This is a genomic window from Sediminimonas qiaohouensis DSM 21189, assembly GCF_000423645.1.
GTDB classification, from domain to species: domain Bacteria; phylum Pseudomonadota; class Alphaproteobacteria; order Rhodobacterales; family Rhodobacteraceae; genus Sediminimonas; species Sediminimonas qiaohouensis.
This window is the reverse complement of sequence record NZ_AUIJ01000007.1, coordinates 1-20,811: the sequence shown is the minus strand read 5'-3', so window position 1 is coordinate 20,811 and position 20,811 is coordinate 1. Positions and strand designations below refer to the sequence as shown.

The window sequence follows — 20,811 nt, the reverse complement described above, 5'->3', positions numbered from 1 at the left end:
TTTCAGGGGAGGACAGACCAATGACGACACTCACACGCCGCGGGGCCATGGGCCTTCTGGGCGGGGCCGCAAGCCTGCCGATTCTCGGCAGCCCGGCACTGGCCGACACCAAGATGACCGTCGGCGCGCTGCGCTTCACCAGCCACGCCGCCTCGTTCGTCGCGTTCGAGCGCGGCTATTTCAAGGACGCCGGCCTTGACGTCGAATTCAAATTCTTCCAGGCGGCGCAACCGATGGCCGTCGCCATCGCCTCGGGAGATGCCGATTACGCCGTCACCGCGATATCGGGCGGCCTCATCAGCCTGGCCGAGAAAGGCGCGGCCAAGGTGATCGGCGGCGCCCTGAGCGAAGAGCCCGGCATCGACGGGCAGAAAATCCTGGCCTCCAACGCCGCGTTCGACGCCGGCCTGACCAGCCCCGAAATGCTGGACGGCAAGCGCTTTGCCATGACGCAGGCGGGCTCGTCGTTCCACTACATGGGATCGAAAATCGCCGCCGCCGAGGGTGCCGAGATGGAGTTCGTGCCACTGCAAAAGGTCGGCGCGATCATCGGGGCGATGAAATCGGGGCAGGTCGATGCATGGTCGATCGTGCCGCATATCGCCAAGGCGCTGGCCGGCGGCGACGCGGTGCAGATCATCGGCGATGTCGCCGATTACCTGCCCGACTACCAGGTCACGACCGTGTTCACCTCGGCCGAAAACGCCGCCAACGAGCGCGCCAAGACCGAGGCGTTCCTGTCGGCCTTCGCGCGCGGCGCGGATGATTTCAACGCCGCCCTCGTTGACAAGACCGCCGGCGAGGATGCCGCCGAAGAGATGGTGCGCCTGATTCACAAGTATGTCTATACAGACCGCCCATATGAAAAAGCGGCCCCCTCGATCCGCAACGGCGCGATGCGCATCAACGCGGGTGCGGCGCTCAACACCACTTCGGTGCAGGATCAACTGGATTGGTTCAAATCCGAGAACCTGGTCAAGCCGTCGGTCACGATGGAGACGCTCGTCGACGCCTCCTACGTGGAAACCATGTAACGCCATGACACCCGACCGGAACCGCCGCCGCGGCCTGTTCATGGCGGCGGTTCCGCCCATCACCCGAAAGGCCCCTTGAAATGGAACTGAGGCTCGATGCGATCTCGCATCGCTACGGCGATGTCGAGGTGCTCTCGGATATCAACCTGACGATCCCCGAGGGGCAGATCGTCTGCATCGTCGGGCCCTCGGGCTGCGGCAAGTCCACCCTGTTGCGGTTCCTCGGCGGGCTCGAAGCCCCCGATAGCGGCGCGGTCCTGCAACAGGGCCCGCAACCGCCCGGATGCCTCAACCCGCTGACTTACATCTTTCAGGACTTCGCCCTTCTCCCATGGCGCAGCGTGACCGGAAACATCCAATTGGTTCTGGAGGATACGAACCTGTCCCGCAGTGAATCACGCGCGATCATCGACGACGTTCTGGCCCGCACCCGGCTGACTGATTTCCGCGATGCCCTGCCCAAGCAGCTCTCGGGCGGCATGAAACAGCGCGTTGCGATCGCCCGCGCACTGGCCGTCACGCCGGCGGTCATGCTGATGGACGAACCCCTCTCGGCCCTCGACAGCCAGACCCGCGAATTGCTGATGGACGACCTTATTTCCCTGTGGGAACGCGCCCCCTTCACCGCCGTCTACGTGACCCATAACCTCGCCGAGGCGGTCCGCCTCGGGCACCGGATCGTGGTCCTTTCGCGCCGCCCCGGCACCATCCAGGAGGTCGTTGAAATCGATACCCCCCTGGCCGAGCGCCGCCTCGGAGATCCCGTTCTCGAGGCCCACCAGGCCCGCCTGTGGCAAGTCATGCGCGACGAGGCCGCCGCCGCCGACGCGGAGCTGGCCGATGTCTGATAACTCCCCCCGCCCCGTCCCCTACCGCGGCGGCGGCTTCCGCCCGGTTCATATCCGCGGCGTCGGCATCGCGACCTTCGTGGTCCTGATCGCCCTCATCGAATGGGGCACCCGCGCCGGCTGGATCTCCAACCTGACGCTGCCGCGCCCTTCCGACGTGCTGATCACCTTCGGCGACTTGTGGCAGACGGGCCTTCTGTGGGCACACCTTCTGCCGTCGCTGTCGCGCCTGATTATCGGCGCCGCCATGGGCGTCAGTGCCGGCATCGCCGTGGGGGTGCTGATCGGGCTTTTCAGCCTGATCCGCGCGGGCCTCGTGCCCCTTGTCGCGGCCCTTTTCCCGATCCCCAAGATCGCGCTGCTGCCGCTCTTCGTGATCTGGTTCGGCATCGACGAGGGCAGCAAATACGCCCTGATCGCCCTCGGCACCTTCACGCCCACCGTGGTCTCAACCTACGGGGCGGTCGATAACGTGGATCGCACCCTGATCCGCATGGGCCAAAGCTTCGGCCTGTCGTGGTGGTCCATCGTGCGCAAGATCGTCCTGCCCGGCGCCCTGCCCGGCATCCTGTCGGGGCTGCGCGTCAGCATCGCGATCGGGATCATCCTGCTGGTCGCGGCGGAGATGCTGGGCGCGCAACACGGCATCGGCGCCTACATCCTCGAGGCCGGCTCGCTTTATGATCTGGAGCGCCTGTTCGCGGGCGTGGTGATTCTGTCCGCGCTCGGGGTGCTGACCAGCTCGGGCATCGCATGGGTGGAGCGCCGATTGCTAAGCTGGCGCGTCTAGCTGGCCACGCCGCCACCGTTCGCGGTATATATAGGGGAAGTGGTGGAGCGGGTGATGGGAATCGAACCCACGTCGTAAGCTTGGAAGGCTTCTGCTCTACCATTGAGCTACACCCGCGCGAGGTCCTCTATACGGCCCGTCCGGGCCCGATGACAAGAGCAAATGCAGCCTGATTGGCAGGGATTGGGCGACGGATCGCCGCCCTGCAGTCGCCGCTTGAATTACAGGGTATGGAACACTAGCGTTCCAGAAGCGTTTCACAAAGGCCAACCGAAGGACACGCCATGTTTGCCAAGCTTCTACCGGTCGCCGCCGCCGTGCTCCTGCTCACGCTGCCGGCACACGCCGGCAACGAGATCGAGGTGCAAGACTGGATTCCAGAGGTTCTGGAAATGCCCGGCGATATCGAAGTCGTGACCGACCGCGCGATCGGAAGCTCGATCCGTGTCTTCCGCATATCGACCGAGGAAGACTCGACCGAATTGCTGGAACGCTGGCGCACGGCCCTCGAAGACGAAGGGTTCAACGTCGAAGCCTCTTCAACGGAACTGGAAAGCCAGCAGGTTCAATTCTCAGGGTCGGGAATTGAAAACGCCACGATCAGCATCGCACCAGACACTGCGGATGGGCGCTCGGCACTGTCCTTCGATGCAACCCTCAGCCCCTGACCCCTTGACCGCCGCACGCGCGGGGGGCATTGGAATAGCATGTTGATCTACAAGATATTCCGCGCCGATGAGTGGGCGCAGTTCCAGCGCGACGGCGTCACCAACGGCGCGCCGATCGATCTGGCGGATGGGTTCATCCACCTATCCACCGCCGCGCAGGCGTCGGAGACCGCAGCCAAGCATTTCGCGGGCGACACCGATCTGACCCTCGCCGCGTTCGACGCCGATCGCCTTGGCCCCGACCTGGCGTGGGAGCCGTCGCGCGGCGGCGATCTTTTCCCGCATCTGTACCGAACCTTGACCCTGTCCGAGGTGGCATGGTCCGCGCCGCTCCCGCTCCGGGACGGCGCGCATTCCTTCCCCGAGGGCATGGAATGAGCGCCCTGGACAAGATCGGGAGCGCCGCCCTGCGCTGCATCGATCCGGAACGCGCCCACGGGCTTGCCATCGCCGCGCTGCGTCTGGGGGCGGTGCCGCTGCCGGGGGTCATCACGTCCGAGCGCCTGCGCTGCCACGTGGCCGATCTGGACCTGGCCAACCCGATCGGCCTTGCGGCGGGTTTCGACAAGAACGCCGTGGCGCTATCGCCGCTGTCGCGGGCGGGCTTTGGCTTTGTCGAGGTGGGCGCAGCCACCCCGCGCCCGCAGCCCGGCAACCCGCGCCCGCGCCTGTTTCGCCTGTCCCAAGATCGCGCCGTGATCAACCGGTTCGGCTTCAACAACGACGGAATGCACGCGATCGGCGAACGGCTGTCGCGGCGGCCCAAGGATGCGGTGATCGGCCTGAACCTTGGCGCCAACAAGGATAGCGAAGACCGCGCCGGGGATTTCGCGCGGGTGCTGTCGCATTGCGGGCAGCACCTGGATTTCGCGACGGTCAACGTGTCCTCGCCCAACACTGAAAAGCTGCGCGATCTACAGGGCCGCGCGGCGCTTGCCGAGTTGCTGGCGGGCGTGATGGCGGCGCGGGCCGCCCTGCCCCGCCCGATCCCCGTGTTCCTCAAGATCGCGCCGGACCTGTCCGACGCAGAGCTGTCCGATATCGCCGCCGTCGCGCGCGAGGCCGGGGTTCAGGGGATCATCGCGACCAATACAACGCTGGCGCGCGACGGCCTGAACAGCCCCCACGCGACCGAGGCGGGCGGCCTGTCGGGCGCGCCGCTGTTCGAGCGATCCACGCGCGTGCTGGCGCGGCTATCGGCGCTGACCGACGGAGAAATCCCGCTGATCGGTGTTGGCGGTGTCGGCAGTGCCGGCGACGCCTACGAGAAGATCCGCGCCGGTGCCAGCGCGGTGCAGCTCTACTCGGCGCTGGTCTACCGGGGGCTATCGCTGGTCGGGGACATCGCGCGCGGGCTTGACCGCCTGTTGGAACGCGACGGCTTTGCCAACGTGGCCGAGGCCGTGGGAACGGGGCGGGCCGACTGGCAATGATCACGCTGTGGCACAATCCGCGCTGCTCCAAGTCGCGCGCCGCGCTCAAGCTGCTTGAGGATGCCGGACATCAAATCGATGTGCGCCGCTACCTGGAAGACGCCCCGGATCAGGCGGAACTGCGCGCCCTGATCGGCATGCTTGGCCTGCAGCCGATCGACATGATGCGCGTCAAAGAGCCCGAGTTCACCGCCATGGGCCTGTCTGCAAGCGATGACGCGAACACCCTGATCGCCGCCATGGCAGCCCGGCCCAAGCTGATCGAGCGGCCCATTGCCATTGCGGGCGGCGCGGCAGTCATAGGCCGCCCGCCCGAACGGGTTCTCGATGTTGCATCCGCCTAGCCCTGTGCCGACCGCTCCAGCGCAGGGTAGCGCAACCCCAACGTCAGCCCCCGCGCGACAAACGAGATCAACAGCGCCAGCCACAAGCCATGGTTGCCCATCATCGGCACCAACGTCAGCACGCCCACCAGGTAGATCACGAAACTCACCGCCATCATGTTGCGCATGTCGCGCGACCGGGTAGCCCCGATGAATATCCCGTCCAGCATCCAAGGCGCCAAGCCCACGATCGGCGCCGCCACCATGTAGGGCAGGTAACTGCGTGCCGCGGCGCGCACCTCTTCTGCGGTGGTCATGATGTCGATGATCATCCCCCCCGCCACCGCGAACACCACCGCCAGCGCCAGCGCACTGCCACCGCCCCAGATGCTGGCCAATAGCGCGCTGCGGCGCAGGCTGAAGGCGTTGCGCGCGCCCAGGGCCTGCCCCACCAACGCCTCGACCGCGAAGGCAAAGCCGTCCAATGCATAGGCGGTGATATGCAGAAATTGCAGCAACACCTGGTTGCCTGCCAGCGTCACATCGCCAAACCCCGCACCAAGTAGCATGAAAGACACGAGTATCGCCTGTAACAGTAGCGAGCGGATCAGGATATCGGTGTTCACCGCCGCCATCCGGCTCAGGGCCGCCCCGTCGAACACGCGGGGCCAATCGCGCCAGGCCGGCACGCGGAACGCATCGCGGCACATCCAAAGCGCCAGCGCCAGCCCCGACCATTCCGCCATGAAAGTCGCCAGCGCCACGCCCTGCACACCCCAACCCAGGCCAAGGACAAACCATAGATCCAGCAGAATGTTCAGCCCGTTCATCCAGACCTGTATGACCAGAACGGCGCGCGTACGCTCCAACGCGATCAGCCACCCGGTCACGCCGTAGATCGCGATGGCGGCGGGGGCACTGAACACCCGCACGCCCATGTAGGACCGCGCCAGTTCCTCGACCTCGGCGCTGGCGGGGGCAACGACGAACGCACCCCCGAAGATCGGCCCCTGGAGCGCGATAACCAAGAGCCCCCCGGCCATCCCGATCATCAGCACACGGGTCAGCAACGCAGCCACCTCGCCGCGCCGCCCCGCGCCCTGCGCCTGGCTGGTCAGGCCGGTGGTGCCCATCCGCAGGAACCCGAAGATCCAGTATATGGCGGTGATGACAATCGCCCCGACACCGACCGCGCCGATCGGGGCCGCCTGCCCCAGCTGGCCAACCACGCCGGTATCCACCGCGCCGAGGATGGGCACCGTCGCATTCGACAGCACAATCGGCAGCGCGATCTTGAGAACCCGCGCATGCGTGATGTCGGCGGGCGATGCCGCGACGGGTTCAGCCATCGCGCGCGGGCATGAGGAAATGACCCGTGGCCTGCGCGAATGCTCGGGCCTTGTTGTCCTGCCACGCCTCGACATGAACCGACGCATAGCGCCGCCCCGAGCGGTTGACCTGCGCGCGCGCATAGGCATCGCGCGGCAGCCCCGACCGCAGGTAGTCCACGGTGAAATCTATGGTCTTGGGCAGGCGCGGCAGCTTGCCGTCGATCAATTGCTCGGGATCAAGCTTGCCACTTTCGATCTCTTCCCAAAGGGTTGCCCAACTCAGGCCGATCACCGCCGTCACCTCGAGAAAGGCGGCGGTCACGCCGCCGTGGATCGCGGGCAAAAGCGGGTTGCCGATCAGCTTCTCATCGAACGGCAGAACCGCCGTCAGCTCATCGCCGCGGCGGTCGAACTCGATGCCGAGGTATTGGATATACGGCACGCCATGCACCAACGCGCGCAAGGCCGCATCGCGGCGCTGCTTGACCACCTGAACGGGTTCGGGGCGGGGACGTGCCATTATGTGCCCTCCACGGTAAAGGTGCCCGTCGCGGTGGCAACCGGGCGATCGTCGTCATCGTCCAACGCCGTGGCCCGCACAAAGGCGACCGAGCGGGTGACGTGATAGCATTCGGCGCGCGTCCGTATCGCCTCCCCCGGGGTTGCGGCGCGCATGTAGTCGACCCTCAACCCGATTGTGGCCGTGGCGCCGGGGTTGGCGGGGTGGCTCATCACCGCCGCGCCACAGCAGGTATCAAGCAGCGCATAGACCGCGCCGCCATGCATAACACCGGTTTCGGGGTCGCCAATGAAACGGCTGTCATAGGGAAGACGCATCTCGGCCACGCCGTCGGCGAGGTGGGTAAACTCCATCCCCAGCGCCTTGGCGTGCGGGATCGCCTCGGTGAACTGACGCGCCATTTTCGTCTTGTCGGGACCCTTGGTCATTGCGGGTACTCCTATGCCGGATACGCCCGAGTTATTCGGGCTTGCCTTTTGGGATGCAAGTGCTATTTTCCGTTATTGATAATCATTCGCAATAAAAGCCAACATCGCGCGAGGACCCCATGCCGCCCACCGACACCACAGCCGCTTCTGCCGTAGAACTGACGCGCGAAGCGCCGGGAGTTTCGACAAGCCGCCCCCCGATGCAACCGAAACGCCTGCTGATCGCGACGGCACTGATGCTCGCGGCACTGGCTCCCGGCCATTTGGGCGTGGTGACACGTGGCCTGATGGTCGATGCGTATTTCGGCGTCTCGGTCTTCGTGGCGGCGACGCTGTTGCTGTTCTACGGGTCCGAAAGACTGTTCCGTTTCGACATCGGCGAGGCGCTCAAGGCGACCCGCCGGGCACAGGCGCCGATCGCGGCGCTCATGGGGGCAACGCCGGGCTGCGGCGGGGCCGTCGTCGTGGTGGCCGCCTATTCGTCCGGCAACGTCCGGTTTGGCGCGGTAGTGGCCGCGTTGACCGCGACAATGGGCGATGCGGCCTTCCTGCTGATCGCGACCCGCCCCGACGCGGCGGTGGTTGTCTTGCCCTTGTCGCTGGTTGTCGGGGTCATCTCGGGGTGGGTGATCGATTGGCTGCGCGGCGACGAGCTGAACGCAACGCCAAATGGACACTGCGAGGCGCCTTACCTTTTCGGCAAACTCCGCCCGCGCGACGTGATCTACCTGCTGCTCGCGGTGCCCGGCCTCGTTATCGGCGTTGCGGACCTGATCAATATCGATACCAGCGCCCTGTTCGGTGCGACATTGCCATTGGTACTGGGCCTTGCTGGCACCGCTGCCGGACTGGCGATCTGGGCGACATCACCGTTGCAGGCGATGACGAACGCAAAGGACACCCCCACAACGCGCATGGCCGAGGAAACCAGTTTCATCGGGGTCTGGGTGATCGGGGCCTTCATGGCCTACGAATACGCGGTCGAATTTGCAGGTCTGGACCTTGAAGTGATGTTCCAGACGGTGATGCCGGTCATGCCCCTGATCGGCATACTGATCGGGTTCGTTCCCGGCTGCGGCCCGCAAATCCTTGTGACAACGCTGTATATCAACGGCGTGGTTCCGTTTTCGGTGCTGATGGGGAACGCGATCTCAAACGATGGCGACGCGTTGTTCCCCGCGATCGCACTCAATCCGCGCGCGGCGGTTCTGGCGACTGTCTACTCGGCCATTCCGGCCCTGATTGTCGCCTACGGGTTTTACTTCCTGGCGCCTGGCTTTATGTCCTGATCGGGTGGCACGGGGGCTGGCCAAAGCCGCCGTGCCGATGCAGGATAAGGGCAACCGGAAGAAGGGCCCAACGATGTCGCAGCCTCGCCTGTCGTTCAAGGAAATGTGCGCGAAATTCGACGTGACGCCGCGCACGCTGCGCTATTACGAGTATATCGAGCTTCTCCAGCCCGAACGCGAAGGGCGTACCCGCTTTTACGGCCCGCGCGAGATTGCCCGCATGACCTTGATCCTGCGCGGGCGCAAGTTCGGCTACCCGCTTGAGGAAATCCGCCAGTGGCTCCTGATCTATGAGAAGGAAGGCACCGTCGCGCAGATGCGTGCATGGATCACGATGGCCGACCGGCAGCTTACCGAACTTGCCGAGCAGCGCGCACAGCTTGAAGAGGCCATGCAAGAGCTGAAGCGCCTGCGCGACGACACCGCCGACGAGCTACACCGGCGCGAAGGCTGATCCTTGCCTGCGCGAAGTTGACGTTACGTTATGCTACGTCAACCGTGAAAGTGACGTGGCGTTGTGGTTACGTCAAGCAGGCGAGGTGTTGTATCGACGGCGCAACAGACACACCTCTGCATTTGACAGACGCCAGCGGAGAAGACGATGCCGGACCATACCATGACAATTCGCGAGATGTGCGATGCGTTCGATGTAACGCCCCGCACCTTGCGTTTCTACGAGGCGAAAGAGCTACTTGCCCCCATACGCGAGGGGCAGAAGCGCCTGTTCACCAAGCGCGACCGCGCGCGGCTCAAGCTGATCCTGCGCGGCAAGCGGTTTGGCTTTAGCCTGGAAGAAATTCGTCAACTATTGGACCTGTACGATATGGGCGACGCGCAGCAGACACAGCTGATGCGCACCTACGACATCGCGCAGGAGCGGTTGCGCGATCTTGAGCGCCAGCGCGACGAGATCAACACCGCGATCGCGGACCTGCGCGAACAGATGACATGGGGCGAGAAGATGCTTGCCTCGATCCGCCAACCGAAACGCGCCGCCGAATAGGCCCGCCCGAAGGGAGACACCGATGCCCAGTTACTCCGCACCGATCAAGGACATGCAGTTCGTCCTGCACGATCTTCTCAAGGTTTCGCAATCCGATGTCCCCGGCTATGACGACCTTGAGGCCGACTTTACCGCCGCGGTGATCGACGAGGCCGGCAAGCTGACTTCCGAGGTGCTGGCCCCGCTCAACCAGGTGGGCGATACGCAAGGGTGTCGGCTTGAAAACGGGGTCGTGCGCACGCCCGACAGGTTCAAGGCGGCCTTCGATCAGGTGCGCGAAGGCGGCTGGACGGGGCTGGACATGCCCGAGGAATACGGCGGCCAAGGCATGCCCTATGTCATGGGCACCGCCGTGGGCGAGATGTTCTCGGCCGCGAACCAGGCGTTCACCATGTACCAGGGCCTGACCCACGGCGCGGCCTCGGCCATCCTGGCGCATGGCACGGAGGCGCAAAAGGAAACCTACCTGCCCAAGATGGTGTCCTGCGAATGGACCGGCACGATGAACCTGACCGAACCGCATTGCGGCACCGACCTGGGCCTGATGCGCACCAAGGCCGTGCCGCAGGACGATGGCAGCTACAAGCTGTCGGGCGAAAAGATCTTTATCTCGGCGGGCGAACACGACCTGGCCGACAATATCGTGCACCTGGTTCTGGCCAAGATCCCCGGCGGCCCCGACGGGATCAAGGGCGTATCGCTGTTCATCGTGCCCAAGTTCCTTGTGAAGGACGACGGCACGCTTGGCGATCGCAACGGCGTGTCCTGCGGCAAGATCGAGGACAAGATGGGCATTCACGGCAACGCCACCTGCGTGATGAACTATGACGAGGCGACCGGGTACCTTTTGGGCGAAGAGCACAAGGGCATGCGCGCCATGTTCACCATGATGAACGAGGCCCGCATCGGCGTTGGCATGCAGGGTCTTGCTCAGGCCGGTATCGCGTATCAGAACGCTGTCGATTACGCCAAGGACCGCCTGCAAGGGCGCGCCGTGACCGGGCCGGAAAACCCCGACGGGCCGGCCGATCCGCTGATCGTGCACCCCGATATCCGCCGGGCGCTTCTGGATCAGAAAAGCTTTGTCGAGGGGGCGCGCGCCTTCATGCTGTGGGGGGCGATGCTGATCGACCGGTCCCACCGAATGGACGACGAAGACGCCGATGGCTTGATCAGCCTGATGACCCCGGTGATCAAGGGGTTCCTCACCGACGAGGGGTTCGACATGACGATCCTCGCGCAACAGGTCTACGGCGGGCACGGCTATATCGAGGAATGGGGCATGTCGCAGTACGCCCGCGACGCCCGCATCGCGATGATCTACGAGGGCGCCAACGGCATCCAGGCGCTGGATCTCGTGGGCCGCAAGCTGGCCACAGACAACGGCAAGCACGTGATGGCGTTTTTCGACCTGGTGAAAAGCTTCATCAAGGAAAACGAAGACAACGAGGCCCTCAAGGCCGATTTCCTCGACCCGCTCAAGGCCGCCTCGAAAGACCTGCAAGCCGCCGGCATGTACTTCATGCAGCACGGCATGAAGAACCCCAACGATGCGCTCTCGGGCTCGTATGATTTCATGCACCTCTTTGGCCACGTTTGCCTTGGCCTGATGTGGGCGCAAATGGCCAAGGCCGCGCAAGAGGCACTGGACGCAGGCGCGGGCGACACCGCATTTTATGAAACCAAGCTGGCCACCGGGCGCTACTACATGGCGCGCCGCCTGCCCGCCACGGCAATGCACCTGGCGCGGATCAACTCCGGCGGCAGCACGGTCATGGCGCTGGACGCCGAACAGTTCTGAAACCCAAAGGGGCGGCCGCATACCGCGCGCCCCAAGCGTCGGAGGATCAATGCCCAAGCGCTTTCGCCTGACCCGCCGGTTTCCCGTCGCGATGACCGAAGACGGCTATCGCCGCCTCCGCGCGCTATCGTCCCAAGCGGGCCTTGATGAGGGCGAATTGCTGTCCTTCCTGTTCGAAAACTTCAACAGTGTCATAGACGAGGACAGCTTCACGCACCGCTTGCGGCTGTTCAATTCCGAACTGGAGGCGCGCAAGAAATGACATCGCAATGGATGACCGAAGAGCACCGGATGCTGGCCGATATGGCCGCGCGCTTCATCGCCGAGGAATGGACCCCCCAGTTCGAGCGCTGGCGCAAGCAAGGCGAGATGGACCGCGATGCATGGAACCGCGCGGGCGAACTGGGCCTGCTGTGCCCCTCCATCCCCGTGGAATACGGCGGCGCGGGCGGCGATTTCGGGCACGAGGCGGTGATCTGCATGGAACACCCCCGTGCCAATTTCGCAAGCTGGGGCAACCCCATCCATTCCGGCATCGTGGCGCATTACATCCTCGCCTACGGCACCGAAGAGCAAAAGCAACGCTGGCTGCCCAAGATGGTCAGCGGCGAAATGGTGGGTGCTCTGGCCATGACCGAGCCAGGTACTGGCTCGGATCTGCAGGCGATCAAGACCCGCGCGGTGCGCGAGGGAAACTCCTACCGGCTAAGCGGGCAGAAAACGTTCATCTCGAACGGGCAACATGCCGACCTCATCATCGTCGCGGCCAAGACCGACCCGGCCGCGGGCGCCAAGGGCACGTCGCTGGTCGTGGTCGAAACGGATCAAGCCGACGGGTTCACGCGCGGGCGCAACCTTGAAAAGGTGGGCATGCACGCCGCCGATACGTCCGAGCTGTTCTTCGACAACGTCGAAATACCGCCCGAAAACATCCTCGGCGCCGCCGAGGGCCAAGGGTTTCCCCAAATGATGAGCCAACTGCCCCAAGAACGGCTGATCATCGCATGTGGCGCGGTCGGAGCGATGGAAGGCGCGGTCGAGCGCACGATCGCCTATTGCAACGAGAGAGAGGCGTTCGGCGGGCCGCTGACGCAATTCCAGAACACGCGCTTCAAGCTGGCCGAATGCCTCACCCGCACGAAAGTGGCCCGCGCTTTCCTCGATGAATGCATCTGCGAACACCTGCGCGGCGCGCTGTCGGTGGAAAAGGCGGCCATGGCGAAATACTGGACAACCGACACGCAAGGCGAGGTGCTGGACGAGTGCCTGCAACTGCATGGCGGCTACGGGTTCATGCAGGAATACGCGATCGCGGAAATGTGGACCGACGCCCGCGTTCAGCGGATCTATGGTGGAACCAACGAAATCATGAAAGAACTGATCGCGCGCAGTTTCACCCAAGGGAAATCGTCATGAACGATGCGCTATCGGCACACGAGGGACGCCTCCGGCGGGAGTATTTTAGGCAAGATGAAATCTCACATGCTTCATCTTGCCGGAAATACTCCACGGGGGTGTGGGGGTGTGAAACCCCCACCAAAACGGAGGACGGAACATGACTATCAAGCTCTATTGCTTCGGCGAGAGCGGCAATGCCTACAAGGCGGCGCTGACCCTTCAACTGGCGGGGCTCGAGTGGGAGCCGGTCTTTGTGGACTTCTTCAAAGGCGAGCATCGCAGCCCGGAATTCCTGGCGATCAATTCGATGGGCGAGGTGCCCGTGATGGTCGACGGCGATCTGGTACTGAGCCAATCGGGCGTCATCCAGGATTTCATCAGCACCCGCGCCTCCAAGCTGGGCGGCCACTCCGCCAACGAGCGGCGCGAGATCCTGCGCTGGATCTTGTGGGACAATCACAAACTGTCCGGACAGGCCGGCACCACCCGCTTCATCATGAATTTCCTGCCGCCCGAAAAACGCTCCGACGACGTGATCGCCTTTCTGCAAGGGCGCCTGCGCGCCGCCTACAAGGTGCTCGACAAGGAGCTGTCGGACAAGGATTGGCTGGTCGGGGACCGGATCACCACCGCCGATATCGCCTGCTGCGGGTATCTCTTTTACACCGAACCGTTTGGCTTCGATCGGGCCGACTGGCCCCACATAGACGCCTGGCTGACCCGGATCAGCGAACAGCCGGGCTGGAAACACCCGTATGACTTGATGCCCGGCAACCCTTCCGACCGGGCCTGAGGAGGACCAATCATGACAGATGCCTATATCTACGACGCCCTTCGAACGCCGCGCGGCAAGGGCCGCAAGGATGGCGCCCTGCACGAGGTGACCTCGGTACGGCTCAGCACCGGCGTTCTGGATGCATTGCGCGAGCGCAACAACCTTGAGGGGCACGCCGTCGAGGACGTGATCTGGGGCAACGTCACGCAGGTGATGGAACAGGGCGGCTGCCTTGCGCGCAGCGCGGTTCTGGGCTCTTCGCTCGATCAATCGATCCCCGGCCTGGCGATCAACCGTTTCTGCGCCAGCGGCATGGAGGCCGTGAACCTGGCCGCCAACCAGGTACGCGGCGGCGCGGGCGATGGCTATATCGCCGGCGGGGTCGAGATGATGGGCCGCGTGCCCATGGGCAGCGACGGCGCGGCCATCGCCGTGGACCCCAGCCTTGCCATGGACACCTATTTCGTGCCGCAGGGCATCAGCGCCGACATCATCGCAACCGAGTATGGCTTCAGCCGCGACGACGTGGATAGCCTTGCGGTGGAATCGCAGCGCCGCGCAAAGGCAGCGTGGGACGACGGCCGGTTTGCGAGCTCCATCCTCACCGTGCGCGACCAGAACGGCCTGCCCATACTTGAGCACGACGAACACATGCGCCCCGAGACGGACATGCAAAGCCTTGGCGCGCTCAAGCCCTCGTTCAAGGACATGGGCGAGACGATGCCGGGCTTCGACAAGGTTGCACAGCTCAAGTACCCGCACCTTGAGCGGATCGAGCACGTCCACCACGCCGGCAACTCCAGTGGCATCGTCGATGGCGCCGCCGGCCTGCTGATCGGCAGCCGCGAGTTTGGCGAGAAATGGGGCCTCAAGCCGCGCGCACGCATCCGCGCCACCGCCAAGATCGGCACCGACCCGACCATCATGCTGACCGGCCCGGTGCCGACGACCGAAAAGATCCTCCGCGAAAGCGGCATGTCGATTTCCGACATCGACCTGTTCGAGGTGAACGAGGCATTCTCGGCCGTCGTGCTGCGCTTCATGCAGGCCTTCGACGTGGATCATGACAAGGTCAACGTGAACGGCGGCGCCATCGCCATGGGCCATCCGCTCGGCGCGACCGGCGCCATGATCATCGGCACGCTGCTGGACGAGTTGGAGCGCACCGGCAAGGGCACCGGGCTGGCCACGCTGTGCGTTGCGTCCGGCATGGGCGCCGCAACCATCATCGAGAGGGTGTGATGCCAAAGATCGACCTAAGCCGCGTCACACCGCGCACCGGCTCGATCTATCCGGCGCCTTATGATGCCGAAATGGCGGGGCGCTCCTCGCTGCGCGTTGGCGACGCGGGCGGGCTCACGCAGTTCGGTGCGAATATCGTGATCCTCGCACCGGGCGCGAAATCCTCGTTGCGCCACTGGCACGAACGGCAGGACGAATTCGTGATGGTAATACACGGGGCGTGCACGCTCATCGACGATGACGGCGAACACCACATGCAGGCCGGCGATTGCGCCACCTTCCCGGCGGGCGACGGCAACGGCCATCACCTCGTCAACCACACCGCCGAGGAGGCCCGCTTTCTGGTGATCGGCACCCGCACTCCGGAAGAGGCCGCGTGGTATAGCGATATAGACCTCAAAGTGACCATGTCCGCGGAAGGTGCAGCCTTCACCCGCAAAGACGGAACACCCTACAAGGGAGACGATAAATGACTGATTTCACAATGACAAAAGACGCCGATGGCGTCGCCGTCATCACCTGGGACTGCCCCGGAAAATCAATGAACGTGCTCAGCACCGAGGCGCTGATGGCGCTGGACGGGCTGATCGACGACGCGCTGGCCGACGATGCGGTAAAGGGGATCGTCATCACCTCCGCCAAGAAGGACTTCGCGGGCGGCATGGACCTCAATGCGCTGGCCAAGATGAAAGAGGACGCGGGCGACGAGCCTGCGCGCGGCCTCTTCGAGGGGATCATGCAGATGCACGGCGCCCTGAGAAAGATCGAGCGCGCGGGCATGGACCCCAAGACCAACAAGGGCGGCAAGCCGATCGCGAGCGCCCTGCCCGGCACCGCCGTCGGTATCGGGCTGGAACTGCCGCTGGCCACGCACCGCGTATTCGCGGCCGACAATCCCAAGGCCAAGATCGGCCTGCCCGAGATCATGGTCGGCATCTTCCCCGGTGCCGGCGGCACGACGCGGCTGGTGCGCAAGCTGGGCGCGATGGGGGCCTCCCCCTACCTGCTCGAGGGCAAGCTGGTCGATCCGAAAAAGGCCAAGGGCGCCGGCATCATCGACGAGGTCGTCGAAGACCCGATGGCCGCCGCGCGCGACTGGGTCCTGAACGCCAAGGATGACGACCTGGTCAAGCCGTGGGACGCCAAGGGCTACAAGATGCCCGGCGGCGCCCCCTACAACCCGGCGGGCTTCCAGACCTTCGTCGGCGCCAGCGCCATGGTCAACGGTCGCACGCAGGGCGCCTTCCCGGCCGCCAAGGCCCTGCTGTCGGCGGTCTACGAAGGCGCGCTGGTGCCCTTCGACACCGCCCTCAAGATCGAGGCGCGCTGGTTCACCAACGTGTTGATGAACCCGTCATCGGCGGCGATGATCCGGTCGCTGTTCCTCAACAAGGAAGCGCTGGAAAAGGGCGCCAACCGGCCCGAGGCCCCTGATCAGCGCGTGCAAAAGCTGGGCGTTCTGGGCGCGGGCATGATGGGCGCGGGCATCACCCTCGTCTCGGCGCAGGCGGGCATGGAGGTGGTGCTGATCGACCAGGATCAGGAAGCCGCCGACAAGGGCAAGGCCTATACCGCCGATTACATGGACAAGGGCATCAAGCGCGGCAAGGCGACCGAGGAAAAGAAAACCGCCACCCTTGACCGCATCACCGCCACCACCGATTACGCGGCGCTTGAAGGCTGCGACCTGATCATCGAGGCGGTGTTCGAAGACCCCAAGATCAAGGCCGAGGTCACCCGGCGCACGCTGGACGTGGTCGGCCCCGACTGCATCTTTGCCTCCAACACCTCGACCCTGCCGATCACCGAGCTGGCCAAGGCCAGCGACAAGCCCGAGCAGTTCATCGGCATCCATTTCTTCTCGCCGGTCGAGAAGATGGCGCTCGTTGAGATCATCAAGGGCAAGCAAACCGGCGATCGCGCGGTGGCCAAGGCGCTGGACTACGTGCGCCAGATCCGCAAGACGCCGATCGCCGTCAATGATGCCCGCTTTTTCTACGCCAACCGCTGCATCATTCCCTACATCAACGAAGGGATGCGCATGGTCAAGGAAGGCGTCGCGCCCGCGCTGGTGGACAACGCGGCGCGGCAGTTGGGCTTTCCAGTGGGGCCGCTGCAACTGGTGGACGAAACCTCGATCGACCTGGGCGCCAAGATCGCCCGCGCCACCAAGGCCGCCATGGGCGATGACTACCCCGATGACGAGGTGGACCAGATCATCTTCTTCATGGAGGGCGAAGGCCGCCTTGGCCGCAAATCCAAGGCCGGGTTCTTTGACTATGACGAAAAGGGCAAACGCCTTGGATACTGGTCCGGCCTGGCCGACAAGTATCCCCGCCTTGAGAAACAGCCCGACCTCATCGAGGTGCAGCACCGCCTGATGTTCGCGCAAGTGCTCGAGGCCGTGCGCGCGCTGGAGGAAGGCGTGCTTGAGGATATCCGCGAAGGCGACGTCGGCGCGATCCTCGGCTGGGGCTTCGCGCCGTGGTCGGGCGGGCCGTTCTCGTGGCTCGACATCCTCGGCACGCCCTACGCGGCCGAGCGTTGCGACCAGTTGACCAAAGAGGTCGGGCCGCGCTTTACCTGCCCGGCACTTCTGCGTGAGATGGCCGACAAGAACCAGAGCTTCTATGGCCGCTTCGGCCCCGAGGCACAGGCAGCCTGAGACGCGCACGTTGCTTCATCTTGCCCCAAATACTCCGGGGGCGTGGGGGCAGCGCCCCCACTTTGAAAAGCAAGCAACCGCGCCCCCACAAGGGGCGCGGTTTCCTTTTTGCCAAAAGTGGGCAAGCGCGCGCCCTACCCGTCGAAGCGGTAGCCAAACCGCGCGATATCCGCCCCGCAATCCTCCGCGACTGCCTGCGCGGCCTCATCGCTGTAGTAGCGCCGGAAATCCGCATCACGATCCGATGCATTGACGCGCGGAATGTCCAACCGGAACCCCAGGTGATCCCATAGCGCGGCGCAATCCTGCTCCAGATACCCAAGACGGATATACGCGCTGCACCGCTCCACTCCCGCCGCATCGCGCATGTAGCTGTCATAGGGCGCCGCCCGGATCGCCGCGCGGGTCTGCCGGTGCAACACGAACTCCGCAAACCCCACCTGCCCCGCCAGCCGCACCTGCGGGTGGTCAAACCTCTGCGCACGCAGCCAGTGATAGTAGCTGACCATGCGATCCCACGGGTTGCGCACCAGCGTGAAGGTGAAAAACGCTTGCGCCTCGTCGCCTGTGATAACCCCGTCGATATCGGCCAGTGTCGAATGCTTCCACAACCGCCCCCTCGCCTGCAACCCCTTGATCCGCCCCTTGCGCCGCCGCGCCTTGGGCGTGTCGCCCAGCAGGATATCATCGGCCATCGCCCGCCCTTCAAGCGCCAGCGCCAGCGCCGTGCCACCTGTCTTGGGGATATGAACAAAGACGTAGCGCCGCCCGTGTGAAATGATCATGCGCGGCAGGGTATGCCACCAGCGCCACCAGCAAAAGCCCACATTCGGGCCGCCGGTCTGCATTGCCCCCTTCCCTTGCCCCGCCCGCGCGCCATAGTCTGTTGGAAAGAACAGCATGCGGGAGGGCCACAATGGGCTGGATGGCTAATGAGACCGGATTGGATAAATGCGCGGCAAATCACGTTCCACTGTCGCCACTGTCATTCCTGCGTCGTGCGGCAGAGGTTTTTGCCGGCCACGAGGCCGTAGTCTATGGCTCGCACCGCAAGACCTACACCGAATATGCAGACCGGGTCACCCGCCTGGCCTCCGCGCTGTCTGCCCTGGGCGTGCGTCCGGGGGACGTGGTGGCGACGATGCTGCCCAACATCCCCGCGCAGGCCGAGGCGCATTTTGGCGTGCCCGCCTGCGGCGCAGTGCTCAATACCATCAACACGCGGCTTGAGGCCGACACTGTCGCCTATATCCTTGATCACGGCGGCGCCAAGGTGCTGCTGGTCGATCCGCAATTCCTGCCCGTCGCGGCCGAGGCGTTCGAGCGGATGGAGGGCCCGGCTCCTGCGGTTATCGAGGTGCCCGACGACTTTGCTGGCGTCCACGCAACCGGGCACTACGACGAATATGAACACCTGCTTGCCGCCGCCGATCCGGGCTTCGACTGGATCATGCCGGAGGATGAGTGGGAATCCATCGCGCTCAATTACACCTCGGGCACGACGGGCCGGCCCAAGGGCGTGGTGTATCACCATCGCGGCGCCTACCTGAACGCCATGGGACAGGTGATCAGCTGGCGCATGGTGTTGTATCCGCGCTACCTGACCATCGTGCCGCTGTTTCACTGCAACGGCTGGTGCCATACGTGGATGATGCCGGTGGTGGGCGGCACGGTGGTCTGCTGCCGCGATATCACTGCGCCTGCGATATTCGACGCCATCGCCGACGAAAAGGTCACCCATTTCGGCGGTGCACCCATTGTCCTCAACACCCTCATCAACGCCCCCGCGGAGCAGCGGCGCGATTTCGATCACGTGGTCGAGGTGTTCACCGCCGGCGCGCCCCCCGCCCCCGCCACCCTTTCGGCGATTGAGCCGATGGGCTTCAACGTCACCCATGTCTATGGCCTGACGGAAACCTACGGCCCCGGGACCGAAAACACGTGGCAACCGAAATGGGACGGCCTGAAAGGCGAGGCGCGCGCCGCCCGCAAGGCCCGGCAAGGCGTGGCAATGCCAATCTTCGAAGAGGTCACCGTCATGGACGCAGACACGATGCACCCCACCCCCCGCGACGGGCAGGCCCTTGGCGAGATCATGTTCCGCGGCAACGGCGTGATGAAAGGCTACCTGAAAAACCCCAAGGCCACGGCAGAGGCCTTCGCCGGCGGCTACTACCATTCCGGCGATATCGCGGTGCAACACCCCGATGGCTACGTCCAGATTGCCGACCGCGCCAAGGACATCATCATCTCGGGCGGCGAAAACATCAGCTCGGTCGAGGTCGAAGGCGTTCTCATGGGGCACCCCGATGTCATGCTGTGCGCCGTGGTCGCCAAGCCCGACGACAAATGGGGCGAGGTTCCCTGCGCCTTTGTCGAGCTGAAGGATGGACATAGCGCCGACGAGGCCACGCTGATCGCCTACGCACGCGAACGGCTGGCCGGGTTCAAGACGCCCAAGCACGTGGTGTTTCAGGAACTCCCCAAAACCTCGACCGGGAAAATCCAGAAATTCGAACTGCGCCAGTCCCTGCAGAAGGAGTGAGCGCCCCGCCACGACCAATATAGGAACCGACCTGCCCCAACACCCGACAAGCCGCGCCTCGACGGGCCGCGGTGCGGCGTCCCTCCACTGGTGCGGGGCACTTTATCCCGGCCAACCCCGAAAACCGGCCAAGCGTCGCGCAAGCCTCAACCAAATTGCCGTGCCCCGGGGGCGGGTCATGCTGAAAGCATGCCTCCGGCATGACCGATGCGCGGCGGCGCTCCGCGCCTCGATTCCGCGCAGGGTGCTGTATCCGAATGACTGTTCTGGGCACGAGGGGATTTCGGCCAATGACGGCAGCCAGATCGAACTCGACGCGTGTCCGGTTATGAAAGCGGTCGTGGACAGGCGCGAGAGTTCGGAATAAGTCAGATTGACCGATGGAAACTTCTGCACCAGCATGACTCTGTTGCACAAATTGGTTGAAGGCCAGACGCCCCCTTTCCCCAGACAGACTCATCCTACGGGCTCAGTTATGGGTATGCCGAGCGCGGTATAGCCGTTCATGACGAGGATGCGGACTTGGACTTCCGCAACCTGACGATCGAAGTCCCGCGCCATGAGGCGCTGGCCCAGCATTTTCACGCAGTGCATTTTGGTCTCGACGCGGCTTCGGCGGTGGTATCCACTCCAGTTTCGCCAGATCGCGCGGCCGAGGTATTTCGAAGCTCGCAGGGCCTCGTTTCTGGCCATTGCACCCGCGGTGACGGTCTTCCAC

General features: G+C 64.4%; 22 protein-coding genes, 1 tRNA gene and 1 pseudogene. 18 read left to right on the top strand and 6 right to left on the bottom strand.

Features of this window, described 5'->3' with window-relative positions; translation table 11 throughout:
* The first annotated feature begins 20 nt into the window (after positions 1–20).
* From G568_RS0107760 to G568_RS0107750, 3 genes are all read left to right on the top strand, one after another.
* Positions 21–1,034 carry an ABC transporter substrate-binding protein gene (locus G568_RS0107760; protein ID WP_026757496.1) on the top strand — a complete coding sequence of 338 codons (1,014 nt, stop codon included), beginning with the start codon at positions 21–23 and terminating at the stop codon, positions 1,032–1,034.
* A gap of 80 nt (positions 1,035–1,114) precedes the next feature.
* The gene (locus G568_RS0107755; protein ID WP_026757495.1) at positions 1,115–1,882 is read left to right on the top strand and encodes an ABC transporter ATP-binding protein; all 768 of its coding nucleotides are present in this window, start codon (positions 1,115–1,117) and stop codon (positions 1,880–1,882) included.
* Positions 1,875–2,672: an ABC transporter permease gene (locus tag G568_RS0107750; protein WP_026757494.1), complete on the top strand. Its 798-nt coding sequence runs from the start codon at positions 1,875–1,877 to the stop codon at positions 2,670–2,672. Before G568_RS0107755 ends, G568_RS0107750 begins: the two co-directional genes overlap by 8 nt.
* A gap of 43 nt (positions 2,673–2,715) precedes the next feature.
* Here G568_RS0107750 and G568_RS0107745 read toward each other — a convergent pair.
* Positions 2,716–2,789, bottom strand: a tRNA-Gly gene (locus G568_RS0107745).
* 167 nt (positions 2,790–2,956) lie between these two features.
* On the opposite strand from G568_RS0107745, the gene G568_RS0107740 reads away from it, so the two are divergent.
* Genes G568_RS0107740 through arsC form a run of 4 tightly spaced genes read left to right on the top strand, consistent with a single transcriptional unit; the run spans position 2,957 to position 5,117 of the window.
* Complete coding sequence (locus G568_RS0107740) at positions 2,957–3,340, top strand: hypothetical protein (RefSeq protein ID WP_026757493.1); 384 nt, start codon at positions 2,957–2,959, stop codon at positions 3,338–3,340.
* Positions 3,341–3,379: 39 nt separating this feature from the next.
* Positions 3,380–3,718 (top strand): DUF952 domain-containing protein, encoded by a 339-nt coding sequence (locus tag G568_RS0107735; protein ID WP_026757492.1) that lies wholly within the window; start codon positions 3,380–3,382, stop codon positions 3,716–3,718.
* A complete protein-coding gene (locus tag G568_RS0107730; protein WP_026757491.1) occupies positions 3,715–4,773 on the top strand; it encodes a quinone-dependent dihydroorotate dehydrogenase in 1,059 nt (352 codons plus the stop codon). The genes G568_RS0107735 and G568_RS0107730 overlap by 4 nt, the downstream gene beginning before the upstream one ends.
* Positions 4,770–5,117, top strand: coding sequence for an arsenate reductase (glutaredoxin) (arsC, locus tag G568_RS0107725; protein ID WP_037373851.1), 348 nt, complete (start codon positions 4,770–4,772; stop codon positions 5,115–5,117). The genes G568_RS0107730 and arsC overlap by 4 nt, the downstream gene beginning before the upstream one ends.
* On the opposite strand, the gene G568_RS0107720 is transcribed toward arsC, so the two are convergent.
* From G568_RS0107720 to G568_RS0107710, 3 genes are read right to left on the bottom strand one after another with little or no spacing between them, the layout of a single operon-like run.
* On the bottom strand, positions 5,114–6,445 hold the full coding sequence (locus G568_RS0107720) for an MATE family efflux transporter (RefSeq protein ID WP_026757489.1): 1,332 nt from the start codon (positions 6,443–6,445) through the stop codon (positions 5,114–5,116). The two genes, arsC and G568_RS0107720, sit on opposite strands and share 4 nt — an antisense overlap.
* Complete coding sequence (locus tag G568_RS0107715) at positions 6,438–6,947, bottom strand: PaaI family thioesterase (protein WP_026757488.1); 510 nt, start codon at positions 6,945–6,947, stop codon at positions 6,438–6,440. The genes G568_RS0107720 and G568_RS0107715 overlap by 8 nt, the downstream gene beginning before the upstream one ends.
* Positions 6,947–7,375, bottom strand: coding sequence for a PaaI family thioesterase (locus G568_RS0107710; protein ID WP_026757487.1), 429 nt, complete (start codon positions 7,373–7,375; stop codon positions 6,947–6,949). Before G568_RS0107710 ends, G568_RS0107715 begins: the two co-directional genes overlap by 1 nt.
* 200 nt (positions 7,376–7,575) lie before the next feature.
* On the opposite strand from G568_RS0107710, the gene G568_RS0107705 reads away from it, so the two are divergent.
* The 10 genes from G568_RS0107705 to G568_RS0107660 all read left to right on the top strand — a co-directional run bounded on the left by G568_RS0107705 (position 7,576) and on the right by G568_RS0107660 (position 17,548).
* Positions 7,576–8,664: a putative manganese transporter gene (locus G568_RS0107705; protein WP_051202843.1), complete on the top strand. Its 1,089-nt coding sequence runs from the start codon at positions 7,576–7,578 to the stop codon at positions 8,662–8,664.
* A 73-nt stretch (positions 8,665–8,737) separates the two neighbouring features.
* Positions 8,738–9,118, top strand: a complete 381-nt coding sequence (locus G568_RS0107700; RefSeq protein ID WP_026757485.1) for a MerR family transcriptional regulator — start codon at positions 8,738–8,740, stop codon at positions 9,116–9,118.
* A 147-nt stretch (positions 9,119–9,265) separates the two neighbouring features.
* The gene (locus G568_RS0107695; protein WP_026757484.1) at positions 9,266–9,667 is read left to right on the top strand and encodes a MerR family transcriptional regulator; all 402 of its coding nucleotides are present in this window, start codon (positions 9,266–9,268) and stop codon (positions 9,665–9,667) included.
* Positions 9,668–9,689: 22 nt separating this feature from the next.
* Positions 9,690–11,468, top strand: coding sequence for an acyl-CoA dehydrogenase C-terminal domain-containing protein (locus G568_RS0107690; RefSeq protein ID WP_026757483.1), 1,779 nt, complete (start codon positions 9,690–9,692; stop codon positions 11,466–11,468).
* Positions 11,469–11,517: 49 nt separating this feature from the next.
* Positions 11,518–11,730 carry a hypothetical protein gene (locus G568_RS0107685; RefSeq protein WP_026757482.1) on the top strand — a complete coding sequence of 71 codons (213 nt, stop codon included), beginning with the start codon at positions 11,518–11,520 and terminating at the stop codon, positions 11,728–11,730.
* Complete coding sequence (locus G568_RS0107680) at positions 11,727–12,884, top strand: acyl-CoA dehydrogenase family protein (RefSeq protein WP_026757481.1); 1,158 nt, start codon at positions 11,727–11,729, stop codon at positions 12,882–12,884. The genes G568_RS0107685 and G568_RS0107680 overlap by 4 nt, the downstream gene beginning before the upstream one ends.
* A gap of 139 nt (positions 12,885–13,023) precedes the next feature.
* On the top strand, positions 13,024–13,659 hold the full coding sequence (locus G568_RS0107675) for a glutathione S-transferase family protein (RefSeq protein WP_026757480.1): 636 nt from the start codon (positions 13,024–13,026) through the stop codon (positions 13,657–13,659).
* Between the two features lie 12 nt (positions 13,660–13,671).
* Positions 13,672–14,883, top strand: a complete 1,212-nt coding sequence (locus tag G568_RS0107670; protein WP_026757479.1) for an acetyl-CoA C-acetyltransferase — start codon at positions 13,672–13,674, stop codon at positions 14,881–14,883.
* Positions 14,883–15,356, top strand: coding sequence for a cupin domain-containing protein (locus G568_RS0107665; protein ID WP_026757478.1), 474 nt, complete (start codon positions 14,883–14,885; stop codon positions 15,354–15,356). The genes G568_RS0107670 and G568_RS0107665 overlap by 1 nt, the downstream gene beginning before the upstream one ends.
* Positions 15,353–17,548, top strand: coding sequence for a 3-hydroxyacyl-CoA dehydrogenase NAD-binding domain-containing protein (locus G568_RS0107660; RefSeq protein WP_026757477.1), 2,196 nt, complete (start codon positions 15,353–15,355; stop codon positions 17,546–17,548). The genes G568_RS0107665 and G568_RS0107660 overlap by 4 nt, the downstream gene beginning before the upstream one ends.
* Before the next feature lie 134 nt (positions 17,549–17,682).
* On the opposite strand, the gene G568_RS0107655 is transcribed toward G568_RS0107660, so the two are convergent.
* Positions 17,683–18,333: a sulfotransferase family 2 domain-containing protein gene (locus tag G568_RS0107655; RefSeq protein WP_026757476.1), complete on the bottom strand. Its 651-nt coding sequence runs from the start codon at positions 18,331–18,333 to the stop codon at positions 17,683–17,685.
* A gap of 131 nt (positions 18,334–18,464) precedes the next feature.
* Between G568_RS0107655 and G568_RS0107650 the strand changes: the two genes are divergently transcribed.
* Positions 18,465–20,093: an AMP-binding protein gene (locus G568_RS0107650; protein ID WP_026757475.1), complete on the top strand. Its 1,629-nt coding sequence runs from the start codon at positions 18,465–18,467 to the stop codon at positions 20,091–20,093.
* Positions 20,094–20,549: 456 nt separating this feature from the next.
* Here G568_RS0107650 and G568_RS0107640 read toward each other — a convergent pair.
* Positions 20,550–20,811 (bottom strand): annotated as a pseudogene (locus tag G568_RS0107640) (IS5/IS1182 family transposase); the annotation flags it as partial.

Coding starts and splice junctions, on each gene's coding strand:
- G568_RS0107760 (WP_026757496.1), top strand. CDS start 21: ATGACGACACTCACACGCCGCGGGGCCATGGGCCTTCTGGGCGGGGCC.
- G568_RS0107755 (WP_026757495.1), top strand. CDS start 1,115: ATGGAACTGAGGCTCGATGCGATCTCGCATCGCTACGGCGATGTCGAG.
- G568_RS0107750 (WP_026757494.1), top strand. CDS start 1,875: ATGTCTGATAACTCCCCCCGCCCCGTCCCCTACCGCGGCGGCGGCTTC.
- G568_RS0107740 (WP_026757493.1), top strand. CDS start 2,957: ATGTTTGCCAAGCTTCTACCGGTCGCCGCCGCCGTGCTCCTGCTCACG.
- G568_RS0107735 (WP_026757492.1), top strand. CDS start 3,380: ATGTTGATCTACAAGATATTCCGCGCCGATGAGTGGGCGCAGTTCCAG.
- G568_RS0107730 (WP_026757491.1), top strand. CDS start 3,715: ATGAGCGCCCTGGACAAGATCGGGAGCGCCGCCCTGCGCTGCATCGAT.
- arsC (WP_037373851.1), top strand. CDS start 4,770: ATGATCACGCTGTGGCACAATCCGCGCTGCTCCAAGTCGCGCGCCGCG.
- G568_RS0107720 (WP_026757489.1), bottom strand. CDS start 6,445: ATGGCTGAACCCGTCGCGGCATCGCCCGCCGACATCACGCATGCGCGG.
- G568_RS0107715 (WP_026757488.1), bottom strand. CDS start 6,947: ATGGCACGTCCCCGCCCCGAACCCGTTCAGGTGGTCAAGCAGCGCCGC.
- G568_RS0107710 (WP_026757487.1), bottom strand. CDS start 7,375: ATGACCAAGGGTCCCGACAAGACGAAAATGGCGCGTCAGTTCACCGAG.
- G568_RS0107705 (WP_051202843.1), top strand. CDS start 7,576: ATGCAACCGAAACGCCTGCTGATCGCGACGGCACTGATGCTCGCGGCA.
- G568_RS0107700 (WP_026757485.1), top strand. CDS start 8,738: ATGTCGCAGCCTCGCCTGTCGTTCAAGGAAATGTGCGCGAAATTCGAC.
- G568_RS0107695 (WP_026757484.1), top strand. CDS start 9,266: ATGCCGGACCATACCATGACAATTCGCGAGATGTGCGATGCGTTCGAT.
- G568_RS0107690 (WP_026757483.1), top strand. CDS start 9,690: ATGCCCAGTTACTCCGCACCGATCAAGGACATGCAGTTCGTCCTGCAC.
- G568_RS0107685 (WP_026757482.1), top strand. CDS start 11,518: ATGCCCAAGCGCTTTCGCCTGACCCGCCGGTTTCCCGTCGCGATGACC.
- G568_RS0107680 (WP_026757481.1), top strand. CDS start 11,727: ATGACATCGCAATGGATGACCGAAGAGCACCGGATGCTGGCCGATATG.
- G568_RS0107675 (WP_026757480.1), top strand. CDS start 13,024: ATGACTATCAAGCTCTATTGCTTCGGCGAGAGCGGCAATGCCTACAAG.
- G568_RS0107670 (WP_026757479.1), top strand. CDS start 13,672: ATGACAGATGCCTATATCTACGACGCCCTTCGAACGCCGCGCGGCAAG.
- G568_RS0107665 (WP_026757478.1), top strand. CDS start 14,883: ATGCCAAAGATCGACCTAAGCCGCGTCACACCGCGCACCGGCTCGATC.
- G568_RS0107660 (WP_026757477.1), top strand. CDS start 15,353: ATGACTGATTTCACAATGACAAAAGACGCCGATGGCGTCGCCGTCATC.
- G568_RS0107655 (WP_026757476.1), bottom strand. CDS start 18,333: ATGATCATTTCACACGGGCGGCGCTACGTCTTTGTTCATATCCCCAAG.
- G568_RS0107650 (WP_026757475.1), top strand. CDS start 18,465: ATGGGCTGGATGGCTAATGAGACCGGATTGGATAAATGCGCGGCAAAT.